Genomic DNA, 11,879 nt, shown 5'->3' on the forward strand with positions numbered 1-11,879 from the left:
AGGAGGATAAAACTCTCCGAAAATCCGGCATACGCTTTCGCAGGCTCAATGACCCCGGTTAAGACACTTACTGCGAGTGCAATGACCGATGCTGTGATGATTGGCAGTACGTTACCTAATATAGCTATAATAGTTGTCAGGAAAATCGTAAAAAGTTGCCATGCTTTTGGAGTTATGGCGAGTGGCGGAGGGGTAAACCACAAGAGCAGGGCAAAAATCCCAAGCAACAGTACGGGGAAAAGCTGTTTAACTCTTGGTGACATTCTCCCTCCCCTATTTTTTAGGCTTATTATAGCATTTTAGAGTCGGTATATATACTTGATAGAAATAGACTCAACTATTCTGCATAAAAAATATCATATACCTCTTGACATCAGTTGACTCAATGTACTATAATACTGCCGGATTTCAAAAAAGGAGTCGTATAAACTTATGTCAAATGAAATAAATGAAGACGTGATCAACGACGAACAACCTACCCTTCAAGAAGGTGAGGAAGCAGTCGCTGAGAGCATGAATGAATTAGAAACTATTCAAGCTGAATTGGCATCTTTTAAAGATAAGTACGCTCGCGTACATGCCGATTTCGACAATATCAAAAAACGTCTTGAGCGGGAGAAATACCAAGCGCTTGAGTACGCAAACGAAAAATTTGCAAAAGATTTGATCCCTGTGGTCGATTCGCTTTCAATGGCGATCGGTGCGGCAGAGATCGAAGCGGAGCCTGCGGTTCTTTTAGAAAAACTCAAAGAGGGTGTTGAACTCACTATGAAACAGCTTCTCGGTGTTCTCGAAAAACACGGGGTCACTCCGGTGGATGAGTCCGAACCGTTTAATCCGGATGTTCATAACGCAGTACAGCGTGTGGACAGCCCGGATCACGAAAGCGGTGATATTGTAAACACTTTTCAAAAAGGGTTTCGATATAAAGAGCGAACATTGCGCGATGCAATGGTCGTAATAGCAAATTAAAAGGTTTCTTTTCCGTTCGTGGTGAGCTTGTCGAACCATGAACTCACCCTTCGACAGGCTCAGGGTGAACGGAATAAGAATGACAAAACAAATAAAAAACGAATTTAAAATAAAGGAAACAAAATGTCTAAAGTAATTGGTATCGATTTAGGAACTACAAACTCATGTGTGGCTGTCTACGAAGGCGGCGAAGCGAAAATTATCCCGAATAAAGAGGGAAAAAATACAACTCCATCGGTTGTAGCGTTTACGGATAAAGGGGAAATCCTCGTAGGAGATCCTGCAAAACGTCAAGCGATTACCAACCCGGATAAAACGATCTACTCGGTCAAACGTATCATGGGTCTTATGATGAACGAAGAAAAAGCGAAAGAGGCACACGACAAAGTAACCTATAAAATCGTTGATAAAAACGGTATGGCTGCGGTTGACGTAGCGGGTAAAGTGTATACGCCTCAAGAGATTTCTGCAAAAATCCTTTCTAAATTGAAAGCGGATGCGGAAAGCTACCTCGGCCAAGCGGTCACCGATGCGGTTATTACCGTTCCTGCGTATTTTAATGATGCTCAACGTAAAGCGACCAAAGAGGCGGGAACGATCGCAGGATTGAATGTTCTTCGTATCATCAATGAGCCGACAGCGTCAGCTTTGGCATATGGTTTGGATTCAAAAGGGGATGAAAAAGTTCTCGTTTACGATCTAGGGGGCGGAACGTTCGACGTTACGGTTCTTGAAATCTCTGAGGGGACTTTCGAGGTTCTTTCAACCGACGGTAATGCATTCCTCGGTGGGGATGACTTCGATAACAAGATCGTTGATTTCTTGGCAAGCGAGTTCAAATCCGATCACGGTATTGATCTCAAAGCGGACAAAATGGCACTTCAACGTTTGAAAGACGCGGCTGAAAATGCGAAAAAAGAGCTCTCTTCTGCTGAAGAAACAGAGATCAACCTTCCGTTTATCACCGCAGATGCATCCGGTCCGAAACACTTGGTCGTTAAATTGACCCGTGCAAAATTCGAGGGGATGATCGATACTCTTGTAAAAGAGACAATCAGCCACATTAAAACGGCGATGAAAGATGCCGGTCTCAGCAAAAACGAGATCAACGAAATCATCATGGTCGGTGGTTCAACACGTCTTCCGATCGCACAAAAAATGGTCTCTGATGAGTTCGGCGGTAAAACATTGAACAAAGGGGTAAACCCGGATGAAGTCGTAGCTGCCGGTGCAGCGATCCAAGGTGGGGTATTACGCGGAGACGTTAAAGACGTTCTTCTTCTTGACGTTACACCACTTAGCCTCGGGATTGAAACACTTGGCGGTGTCATGACAAAAATCATCGAAAAAGGGACGACTATTCCGGTGAAAAAATCACAAATCTTCTCAACAGCGGAAGACAACCAACCTGCAGTAAGTATTTCTGTAGCTCAAGGTGAACGTGAATTTGCCCGTGATAACAAATCTCTCGGATTGTTCGAACTTACCGGTATCCCATCGGCACGTCGCGGTGTACCTCAAATCGAAGTAACCTTCGATATCGATGCGAACGGTATCTTGACGGTTTCTGCGACCGACAAAGGGACAGGTAAAACCCAAGAGATCAAAATCACTGGGTCAAGCGGACTTTCTGAAGAAGAGATCAACAAAATGGTCCAAGATGCAGAAAACCACAAAGCCGAAGATGCAAAACGCAAAGAGATCGTTGATCTTCGCAACCAAGCGGATGCACTTGCGAGCCAAACCGAAAAATCTCTCGAAGAGATGGGTGATAAAATCGACGCAAGCGAAAAAGCAACGATCGAATCAGCTCTTGAAGAGCTCAAAGCGGTACTCAAAAATACCGATGCTTCTAAAGAAGAGATCGAAGCGGCTACTAAAAAATTGGCAGATGCGAGCCACAAAATGGCTGAGCAAATGTACAAACAAAATGAAGGCGGTGAAGCGGCTTCAGGTCACGCGAAAAAAGATGACGACGTCATCGACGCTGAAATCGAGTAATTTCTCTTTCTTTTCCTTGCCCCATTTGGGGCAATTTCCTCTTCTTTTATTCCCTTTTTCTACACTAATATAATCTCTTTATTGGAATCTATGTGCAAAAGTTTAGTTAATATTGTATGATTAAAGAAAAAAAAGAGTAACCAATGTTTCATGAATTTCAACTAGAGATTATAGTCACCGTAGCCATAGTGATAGGGATCATCGTTTTATACTTTATTTTAAATAGAAGCTCAGCCCCAAAAACTCCTATCGACAAATCAGAAAAAAATGAAATACCGGAAGTAGCTACCAAAGAAAAAGCAGTTCCGCAGATAAAAGAAGAACCGCAAATAGAGCCGGTTCCAGAAGTTTCCTTGCCTGTAAAAGAAGAAAGAGATTTTGAAGTCGTTACACCGGCTCACGAAGAGAAAGTCGAAGACTTAACGAACCGAAGAAAAAGCGACAAGACAATTCCAAAACGATCTGTTCCGGAGCACGGAAAAATTACAAAACAAAATTTTTCTGAATTCGCCGGTGAGAGAATTTTGGTTGCGGAAGATAACGTCATCAACCAAAAAGTTCTGATGGGTCTTTTAGCCGACAGCGGTATCGATATTGTCATGGCCAATGATGGGCAGGAAGCCTTGGATATACTTGAAAATGACACCAACTTTTTGATGATTTTGATGGATGCTCATATGCCGCGAGTGGACGGGTTCGAAGCAACTCGTATCATTCGAACAAATCCAAAGTACGACCACATTTTAGTGGTGGCGCTCAGCGGAGACACTGCATCGGATGACATTCAAAAAATGAAAGATGCCGGAATGTCTGAGCAGCTGGAAAAACCGCTGAGAATGGAAGCCCTCTATAATATCATCTATGCCTATACCGGTAAAGGTACTCAGAACGATGAATCGGCAGAAGCTAAGATGAGAAAAAATTTAGATGTTGAAAAAGGGCTTCAAACGTGTGGAGAAGATGCAGGCTTTTATCGCGAAATCTTAGCGGAGTTCATAACTGATTATGGCAACTCATCGGATAAGTTAGGAGAATTTTTGCGTGCAAACGATTTTCACGCTGCCGATGCGTACCTTCTTGATATTATCGGTGTAACTGAAAATATCGGGGCACACCCACTTGCTGAAATTGCTTCAAATATCAAACTTGCGCTCAGTGATACTCACGAACAGAGCTATTTTAGTCTTTACGACCAGTACAGGGTTCATCTGGATCGATTGATGAAAGACATTAGAGAGTATCTTTAAAGAGATATTGTATTAATCCGTATTTGTTATAATATCCCTATTAAAAGGGAATTATCATGGAAAATTTTTTAGAAAAAGCTAAATCCGCAAGCCGTGTATTGGCAACCATGAGCGGAAGCGAACGTAATCGAATCCTGCTGGAAATGGCGGAAGCACTCCGTGCAAATACGATGAATATCATCGAAGCCAATGCCATCGATATGCGAAATGCCGAAGAGAGCAATCTCGCTTCATCTATGAAAGAACGTCTTCTTTTGGATGAAAAGAGGATTGAATCTATGGCCGTTGCAATCGAAGAGATTGCCGCACTGAAAGATCCGATTGGAAAAGTAATCGAGGGATGGGTTACGGAGGCAGGACTCAAAATAGAGAAAGTAAGCATCCCTATCGGGGTGATCGGTATTATCTATGAATCTCGTCCGAACGTAACCTCAGATACGGCGGCGCTTTGCTTTAAAACCTCCAACGGCTGTGTACTAAAAGGGGGTAAAGAAGCGGAGCACTCCAACAAGATCATCGCTGATGTGATGCAACAGGTTTTGACCCGTAACAATTTACCGCATGAGTTGATCGCTCTGTTGCCGGATGCTTCACGTGAAGGGGTGGCAAAATTGATCAAGATGGATAAATACGTCGATTTGATCGTTCCGCGAGGCGGAGAGGCACTGATCCGTTTTGTAAGCCAAAATGCCAGTGTTCCTGTCGTCAAACATGACAAAGGACTCTGCCATACTTACATCGATAAAGCGGCCAATATCGAAAATGCGATTGCGATTGCCCTTAATGCCAAAGTACAGCGACCGGGTGTATGCAATTCTATGGAAACATTGTTGGTTGATGAATCAATTGCAGCTGAGATTTTACCGATTCTAAAAGATGCATTTGATCGAGCGCATACGGAATTAAAAGGGTGTGAACAGACACGAGAAATAATCAATGTTTCGAGTGCAAGTGAAGAGGATTTTGATACGGAGTATTTGGCCAATATTCTCAATATCCGAGTAGTAGACGGAGTTGATGGGGCAATCAGTCATATTATCCGTTTCGGTTCCGGTCACTCCGAAGCGATCATCACTGAAAACATTACTACAGCAGAGCGCTTTATGGATGCGATTGATGCCGCATGCGTGTATGTCAATGCGTCTACCCGTTTTACTGACGGCGGAGCATTCGGGTTCGGTGCGGAAGTAGGGATCAGTACCAACAAGCTGCATGCGCGCGGCCCGATGGGGGTAGAAGGATTGACTACGTATAAATATAAAGTGTATGGAAAAGGTCAGATTCGTTGAACTCTGTATTAGATATCAAAGAACTATCTTTTGGATATACAAAAGATATGCAAATCTTTGATCGTTTTTCCCTTTCTCTCAAAGAGGGGGAAATCAAAGCGATTGTCGGTCCCAGCGGCGTCGGGAAATCAACCCTCTTTGAACTGATTTTGGGACACCGTAAACCATCATCCGGTTCAATCCATTCCTCTTCCTATTCACAGGTGTTTCAAGATCCCTACAGCTCGTTTCATCCTACCTATACGGTACGTGAGCAAATCATGGAAGTAGCATCGATTGAAGGGTATAAATCGTTATTGGAAGAGATGGGGTTAGAAGAGACTCATTTGGACTCACTTCCCCATAAACTCTCCGGCGGCCAATTGCAACGGTGTTCGATATTGCGCGCACTGTTAATGAAGCCGAAATTGTTGCTGCTCGATGAGCCGACTTCGGCATTGGATAACCTTAATCAGCTCGATATCATGAAATTGATCGTGAAACAGATAAATGGGATGGGAGTCTTGCTGATCACCCATGACGGCGATTTGGCAGCTTGGTGCGCCGATGAGATAGTTACTCTAGGTAATGGCGAAAGAGATAAAATCCCCCTCCTGCCATAAGTACCGAGCCGAAAAGATTCAGGGCCATATTGGCAGCTGCCATCACGATATTTCCTCCTCCGAGTAAAAAGACTGTTTCCATCGCAAAAGTAGAATAGGTGGTGAGTCCGCCCAATAAACCGGTCGTGAGAAAAGATTTCATATGGACGCTAAAGAATGTCGTATAGGTAAAATAAGCGAATAGGACACCGATTATGAAGCTTCCTATTAAGTTGACTGAGAGGGTGCCGAAAGGAAGCGTGTGGGGAAAATGGTGATTTACAACCCCGTTGATATAAGCTCGAAGAACCGCACCTATGAAGGCGCCGCTACCGATAGCGAGGATGGTTTGCCAGCTCATCATCATACACCTTTTGCATCTTGATTTGTAGATTTTTGAGCCATTCCGGATCGTTTTTATCCGCTGTAAAAGAATCCAGATAAATCGCGTGAATGGTACCAGGATGAAAGTCTTTGCGTTTATTGCTGAAATGCCAGGCTGTTGCTATAAAGACAACAGGCTGGACTTTGAGAGCAAATTTGTCCGCTACCATTTTTGCCCCCGGCTTGAACGGTTTCATTTTTCCGGTTTCGGTGCGGGTACCTTCGGGAAATATGGTAATAACACGTCCATGATCGAGACGGTCTTTGCAATCTTTGATCAGTTTGACGAGGGCTGTTTTGCTTTCACGCTCGAGTGCAATATCTTTGGGTAAACGGAGAACGAGACTGAAAAAAGGGACTTTGAACAGCTCTTTTTTAGCAACCCATGCAAGATTTTTAGGGGTAATCGTCTCCATAATCCCGATGTCCAGTTCGCTCTGGTGATTGATGAGATACATTTGTACATCAGGATCAGGAGTACCATGTACTTTGATGGGAATAAAAACGAGTAAACGGATAAACCACGCACTGATTTTTTGAGCGTAGGGTTTAGGGACAAAGTGGAAAATAGTGATCATAAGCGTCATCCCTGAAAAGATGACGATTACTGCATAAAGCCATTTAATTCGAGCAAATATCACGCTTGTTAACCCATCCTACTTTATCGTTGGTGAGGTGTATTTTGGTGAAATCACCCACCTCTTTTTCCGCTTCTAAATGTTCTTCCTGTGCCGTTGTTTCAAAAATGGTTCCGTTATTGATAGGAAGCAAATAAATAGAAGCATCTTTTTTTACACAAATATTTTGGTTAGGCAATAGGGCATAGACGATATAAAACATGGGAACGACCGAAGCATACAAATACCCTTTTTGCCGTCTCCAGTAGAATAAACCGAAAAGGATAATACCGACAACACCTGCAGCGCCAATTTTGAGTTCCGTATGGCGCGAATCGGTCGGAGAGAGATCACTTTGGGTGGAAACGGTATCATCATCGACAATGATCGGGATAACCAGTGATTCAAAACGTTGCTTTTTTAGGTTGAAAAAAGAAAAATTGAGATTTTGCTCCGAGTTAGGGATAATCGCATAATAGGTCATTTGCGACTCGCCGACATTCGGAAGTTTTGACTCAAACCCTTGCTTGATGGCATTTGGGATCGTAAAATCACTGATATTACATCGTAGTGCTTTTACCGTAAAAATGACAACATTGCTATCACTGTTATACGGGGTAGTTTTATAGTTGATAATTTCAAATTTATCGGCCAAAACATGTGCAAAGGTTGAAGGGGGATTGAGAGGCGTTGCGTTGAGCGATGTTCCGGTCAATGTCTCAGAATTTGCACCTGTAGCACTTAATGTAGCGGTTATATCCGGAAGTCGTACCGAAGGTGACTGTACTAAAAAATAGAAGGTATCGTATACTCCGTCTTCTTTGACACTGCGATGAGGGGTATCGCTGAAAATCCGGATCCCTTCTTCATTTTGTAGCGTATACTCAATATTACCGGATGCGATGTCAACCGGAGTCAGTTTGACCGGAACAGCGATAATTTCACCGACATACGGATGTGTAGGAAGGGTATCAAATTGCAATTTGAGTGCAGAAGAGACATTTGAAAAGAGCGATCCTAGATCGGTGATTTTCTCTGGATCAGGAGCTGTAGACGCCGTCGTTGCAGCCTCTTCTTGCGGAGCAGGATCCGTAAGAACGGACGGCTCGGATAGAGCAAACAGGTATCCGGCAAACAGAAAGAAAAGTATCAGCGTTTTCAAGCGTTTATAAACCCTTCAAGCATAGCTCGACCGTCATTAGAACCTAAAAGAGACTCCATAGCACGCTCCGGATGCGGCATAAGACCAAAGACATTTTTTGCTTTGTTGCAAATTCCAGCGATGGAATCAACTGACCCGTTCGGATTATCAATATTGCCGGATGCATCCGTATATTGAAGCAATACCTGATTGTGAGCATAGAGTTCTTGCAAACCGTTTTCATCAATATAAAAATTACCGTCATGGTGTGCAATGGGGATATTAACAACTTGATCCACTTTACAATGACGAAGAAAATCATTGTCATTATTGACCACTTTGAGATGGTGATGACGGGAGATAAAATGGAGCCCTTCGTTGCGTTTTAATGCACCGGGAAGGAGTCCTGTTTCGGTAAGGACTTGAAAACCGTTACAGATACCCAATACTTTACCGCCATTGTCTGCATAAATTTTAAGTGCTTTCATAATCGGAGACATTTTAGCAATCGCTCCGCTGCGCAGGTAATCACCGTAACTGAATCCGCCGGCAACGACAACAAGATCAGTACCATCCGGGATAGTATCTTCTTTATGCCATAGAATTTGTGTTTCGCATCCTAATGCGGCAAACGCATGCTGGGTATCGTATTCGCAGTTTGTCCCCGGGAATTGAACAATACCTACTTTCATGCTTGAATCTCAATCTCGTAATCTTCGATAACGGTGTTGGCCAATAACTCTTCACACATATGGGCGACTTTTTCTTTTGCGGCAGCTTCGTCGCTTTCGTTCATCTCGATAATGATCTGTTTGCCGACGCGAACATCACTGACGCTTCCGAAACCGTGGCCGCTAAGAGCGTGGTGTACCGCTTTGCCTTGAGAGTCAAGAACACCGTTTTTCAAAAATACATTCACTATTGCTTTCATCATTACCCCAATATTCGATTTAATACTTCTTCATAGGCTACTTTAAGCCCGCCGAGACCTTGACGGAAACGGTCTTTATCCATTTTTTCACCTGTTGCTAAATCCCAAAAACGGCAGTTGTCCGGGCTGATTTCATCGGCCAAGATGATTTTTCCGTCTTTGTCACGACCGAATTCGAGTTTGAAATCGACGAGATTGAGCCCTTTTTCATGGAAATAAGGGCGAAGGATAGAGTTGATTTCACGTGCCATAGCTCGAAGTTGATCGAGCTCGGCTTCATTTTTAACCAGTTCAAGGATCAAACAATGTTGATCGTTGAGTTTCGGATCACCGAGTGCATCGTTTTTGTAATCAAATTCGACGAGGGTAAAAGGGAGTACAGTACCATCAGGGATACCGAGGTTTTTACTGAGACTTCCGGTTGCTATATTACGCACGATCACTTCAATAAGAATAATGTCCACTTTTTTACAGAGCATATTGTTGTCATCGAGCATCTCAACGAAGTGGGATTCAACCCCGTTTGCAGCTAACATTTTGAACAGTTCGGTTGAGATCTTATTATTCAGAGCACCTTTTCCGGCTTCCTGATCTTTTTTTGCTCCGTTAAACGCCGTTAGATCATCTTTAAACTCGGCAATGACGAGATTCGGATCGTCTGTAGTAAAGAGGCGTTTTGCCTTGCCTTCGTAGATGAGATCACGTTTTTCCATTGTTACTTTCCTTTGACTATGATAAGAGCTTTGATGATATCAACACCCTCTTTGAGCTGAATATCTTTATCTAACTGCTCAGGGGTGATGATGGTTTTATTGCTGGCATTCACTTCGGTTACATCAATCATGCCGCCATCTTTTTGGAGTTCGCTCTCCAAATGTTTTTTGAGATCGGACTCTTTAATATTGAATTGGTTCTCATGTTTTTTAACCTCACCGGATGCGACTACGATATCCGGGATAACGCCGACAGCTTGAATAGTGCGTCCGCTTGGCAAGTAATAGCGGGCAATGGTAAGCTTAATCGCTTCGGTTTCGGTAATCGGCATTACGACTTGAACCGATCCTTTGCCGAATGTTTTTTCTCCAACAACAACACCGCGTTTGAGATCTTGGAGAGCTCCGCTGACGATTTCAGAAGCACTGGCACTCCCCTCGTTGACGAGAACAACCAAAGGCAAATCGGTAATTTTCGCGCTCTTTGTTGCGCTGTAGGAGACATCGTCTGCTTTATTACGCCCTTTTTGCGATACGATGACCCCTTCACCTACGAACAGGTTGGTCAATTCAACTGCTTGGTCTAACAGTCCTCCCGGATTATTCCGTAAATCCAAAATGATCCCGTTGCTGTTAGCCGCATTTTTCTTGATTGCCGTTCTCACATCTGCTGCTACTTTTTTATCGAAACTCGTAACTCGGATATAGAGGACATTGTTATCTATTTTACGGGTGTAGACAGACTCAACAGTAATGATGTCACGGATGATATGAAATTTCAGAGGATCCGCTTCTCCTTTGCGAACGATTGTAAGATCGATTGGAGTTTTCGGCTTGCCGCGCATGATTCCGACTGCATCGTCTATGGTCATACTTAGAGTCGATTTATCATTGATTTTTAGGATAATATCACCCGCTTTGATACCGGCTTTATCGGCAGGAGTTCCTTCGATCGGTGCAATAACGGTAAGGGCATTGTCACGCATACCGACTGTGATCCCTAATCCGCCGAATTCACCGTCTGTTTGGGTTTTTAGGCTCTCATAGCTTTGTTTGTCCATATAGGTCGAGTGGGCATCAAGATTGGATAAAAGCCCCTGCAATGCTTTATCGATCAGTTGATCAATGCTAAGACCGTCAACATTGTACTGCTCGACGATTCCCAAAACTTTAGTGAATTTGGCTAGTGATTGTAAGCGAGACGCTTCAACAGAGGTTTCGCTAACGACAGGAGCATCGCTTTTAGCTAAGAGCGTGGTAGAAAGAGCGACAGTTACGGCAACCGCACTGGCAAAGCCGACAACCATCATTTTGATATTTTTCATCTATATTTTTCCAAGCTTTTTGTAATACGTGATTATAGTCAAAAGTCGATTAATAAACAATGGATCAGATCACTTCGATAACGACATTACCGATCGTGATTTTCTCTCCCTTGGTGATTTTCGCCCGTTTGCGGGTTTCACATTCACCGTTGCGAAATACATGGCCGTTTTCGATTAATACTTTGGCTTGTCCTCCGGTGTCGACGAGGTCTAAGAGTTTAATAAGTTTATGCAATTCGATATAAGGTTCTGTGAGTGTATAAGTCATGGTGCATCTTTAAATATAAGGGTTTTTGAGAAAATTTGTTTTTAGAAAAGGGAAAATATAGTGTCTAGAGTAGCATGAAAGCCCCTTAGGGCTTCATGGGAGTGATTACCAGCGGTCGCGTGGAGGGCGTGGTGCGCGTGGACGAGCTTCGTTAACACGAAGTGTACGTCCGCCGAAATCGTTACCTTCGAGGGCTGTGATCGCTTTATTAGCTTCGTCTTGGTTCGCCATTTCAACGAAACCGAAACCGCGGAAGCGGCCAGTTTCTTTGTCGTTTACGAATTTAACTGAACTAACTTCACCGTATTGTCCGAAAAGATCTTTAAGATCGTTTTCGTCTTTGCCGTAGGGAATGTTCCCGACATAAATTTGTGTCACATTGTACTCCGTGAAAAAATCGAACTATAACC

15 protein-coding genes are annotated in these 11,879 nt (G+C 43.4%); 5 read left to right on the forward strand and 10 right to left on the reverse strand.

The features are described from left to right. Nucleotides 1-263 (reverse strand): anion permease (locus PHP90_RS12055; RefSeq protein WP_299930254.1); only part of this gene is annotated, 263 nt, incomplete at its 3' end. A gap of 169 nt (nucleotides 264-432) precedes the next feature. Between PHP90_RS12055 and PHP90_RS12060 the strand changes: the two genes are divergently transcribed. From PHP90_RS12060 to PHP90_RS12080, 5 genes are all read left to right on the forward strand, one after another. Next, complete coding sequence (locus PHP90_RS12060; protein WP_299930257.1) at nucleotides 433-972, forward strand: nucleotide exchange factor GrpE; 540 nt, start codon at nucleotides 433-435, stop codon at nucleotides 970-972. A gap of 123 nt (nucleotides 973-1,095) precedes the next feature. Continuing rightward, nucleotides 1,096-2,973: a molecular chaperone DnaK gene (dnaK, locus tag PHP90_RS12065; protein ID WP_299930260.1), complete on the forward strand. Its 1,878-nt coding sequence runs from the start codon at nucleotides 1,096-1,098 to the stop codon at nucleotides 2,971-2,973. A 143-nt stretch (nucleotides 2,974-3,116) separates the two neighbouring features. Continuing rightward, on the forward strand, nucleotides 3,117-4,220 hold the full coding sequence (locus tag PHP90_RS12070) for a response regulator (RefSeq protein WP_299930263.1): 1,104 nt from the start codon (nucleotides 3,117-3,119) through the stop codon (nucleotides 4,218-4,220). 56 nt (nucleotides 4,221-4,276) lie between these two features. Continuing rightward, the gene (locus PHP90_RS12075) at nucleotides 4,277-5,509 is read left to right on the forward strand and encodes a glutamate-5-semialdehyde dehydrogenase (protein WP_299930266.1); all 1,233 of its coding nucleotides are present in this window, start codon (nucleotides 4,277-4,279) and stop codon (nucleotides 5,507-5,509) included. Nucleotides 5,510-5,556: 47 nt separating this feature from the next. Then, a complete protein-coding gene (locus PHP90_RS12080) occupies nucleotides 5,557-6,111 on the forward strand; it encodes an ATP-binding cassette domain-containing protein (RefSeq protein WP_299930269.1) in 555 nt (184 codons plus the stop codon). On the opposite strand, the gene crcB is transcribed toward PHP90_RS12080, so the two are convergent. The 9 genes from crcB to PHP90_RS12125 all read right to left on the reverse strand — a co-directional run bounded on the left by crcB (nucleotide 6,065) and on the right by PHP90_RS12125 (nucleotide 11,847). Continuing rightward, nucleotides 6,065-6,451: a fluoride efflux transporter CrcB gene (gene crcB / locus PHP90_RS12085; protein ID WP_299930272.1), complete on the reverse strand. Its 387-nt coding sequence runs from the start codon at nucleotides 6,449-6,451 to the stop codon at nucleotides 6,065-6,067. The two genes, PHP90_RS12080 and crcB, sit on opposite strands and share 47 nt — an antisense overlap. Beyond that, entirely contained in the window at nucleotides 6,420-7,115 is a 696-nt protein-coding gene (locus PHP90_RS12090; protein ID WP_299930275.1) for a lysophospholipid acyltransferase family protein, read from the reverse strand. The genes crcB and PHP90_RS12090 overlap by 32 nt, the downstream gene beginning before the upstream one ends. Further along, nucleotides 7,096-8,253, reverse strand: coding sequence for a hypothetical protein (locus PHP90_RS12095; protein ID WP_299930278.1), 1,158 nt, complete (start codon nucleotides 8,251-8,253; stop codon nucleotides 7,096-7,098). Before PHP90_RS12095 ends, PHP90_RS12090 begins: the two co-directional genes overlap by 20 nt. Further along, nucleotides 8,250-8,924, reverse strand: coding sequence for a phosphoribosylformylglycinamidine synthase subunit PurQ (gene purQ, locus PHP90_RS12100; protein WP_299930281.1), 675 nt, complete (start codon nucleotides 8,922-8,924; stop codon nucleotides 8,250-8,252). The genes PHP90_RS12095 and purQ overlap by 4 nt, the downstream gene beginning before the upstream one ends. After that, nucleotides 8,921-9,163: a phosphoribosylformylglycinamidine synthase subunit PurS gene (gene purS / locus PHP90_RS12105; protein ID WP_299930284.1), complete on the reverse strand. Its 243-nt coding sequence runs from the start codon at nucleotides 9,161-9,163 to the stop codon at nucleotides 8,921-8,923. Before purS ends, purQ begins: the two co-directional genes overlap by 4 nt. Before the next feature lie 2 nt (nucleotides 9,164-9,165). Then, entirely contained in the window at nucleotides 9,166-9,876 is a 711-nt protein-coding gene (gene purC, locus PHP90_RS12110; protein ID WP_299930287.1) for a phosphoribosylaminoimidazolesuccinocarboxamide synthase, read from the reverse strand. 2 nt (nucleotides 9,877-9,878) lie between these two features. Further along, nucleotides 9,879-11,201, reverse strand: coding sequence for a S41 family peptidase (locus tag PHP90_RS12115; RefSeq protein WP_299930289.1), 1,323 nt, complete (start codon nucleotides 11,199-11,201; stop codon nucleotides 9,879-9,881). A gap of 64 nt (nucleotides 11,202-11,265) precedes the next feature. Beyond that, nucleotides 11,266-11,469: an RNA-binding S4 domain-containing protein gene (locus tag PHP90_RS12120; RefSeq protein WP_299930292.1), complete on the reverse strand. Its 204-nt coding sequence runs from the start codon at nucleotides 11,467-11,469 to the stop codon at nucleotides 11,266-11,268. Nucleotides 11,470-11,574: 105 nt separating this feature from the next. Next, the gene (locus PHP90_RS12125) at nucleotides 11,575-11,847 is read right to left on the reverse strand and encodes an RNA-binding protein (RefSeq protein WP_015652803.1); all 273 of its coding nucleotides are present in this window, start codon (nucleotides 11,845-11,847) and stop codon (nucleotides 11,575-11,577) included. Between the last annotated feature and the right edge of the window lie 32 nt (nucleotides 11,848-11,879).

It is taken from the genome of Sulfuricurvum sp., from assembly GCF_028712165.1.
Classification (GTDB): domain Bacteria; phylum Campylobacterota; class Campylobacteria; order Campylobacterales; family Sulfurimonadaceae; genus Sulfuricurvum.

Bases quoted from the DNA above. Each gene is read 5' to 3' on its own strand.
- PHP90_RS12120 (WP_299930292.1), bottom strand. From the start codon at position 11,469: ATGACTTATACACTCACAGAACCTTATATCGAATTGCATAAACTTATT.
- PHP90_RS12115 (WP_299930289.1), bottom strand. From the start codon at position 11,201: ATGAAAAATATCAAAATGATGGTTGTCGGCTTTGCCAGTGCGGTTGCC.
- PHP90_RS12080 (WP_299930269.1), top strand. From the start codon at position 5,557: ATGCAAATCTTTGATCGTTTTTCCCTTTCTCTCAAAGAGGGGGAAATC.
- PHP90_RS12070 (WP_299930263.1), top strand. From the start codon at position 3,117: ATGTTTCATGAATTTCAACTAGAGATTATAGTCACCGTAGCCATAGTG.
- purC (WP_299930287.1), bottom strand. From the start codon at position 9,876: ATGGAAAAACGTGATCTCATCTACGAAGGCAAGGCAAAACGCCTCTTT.
- PHP90_RS12060 (WP_299930257.1), top strand. From the start codon at position 433: ATGTCAAATGAAATAAATGAAGACGTGATCAACGACGAACAACCTACC.
- dnaK (WP_299930260.1), top strand. From the start codon at position 1,096: ATGTCTAAAGTAATTGGTATCGATTTAGGAACTACAAACTCATGTGTG.
- PHP90_RS12075 (WP_299930266.1), top strand. From the start codon at position 4,277: ATGGAAAATTTTTTAGAAAAAGCTAAATCCGCAAGCCGTGTATTGGCA.
- purS (WP_299930284.1), bottom strand. From the start codon at position 9,163: ATGAAAGCAATAGTGAATGTATTTTTGAAAAACGGTGTTCTTGACTCT.
- crcB (WP_299930272.1), bottom strand. From the start codon at position 6,451: ATGAGCTGGCAAACCATCCTCGCTATCGGTAGCGGCGCCTTCATAGGT.
- purQ (WP_299930281.1), bottom strand. From the start codon at position 8,924: ATGAAAGTAGGTATTGTTCAATTCCCGGGGACAAACTGCGAATACGAT.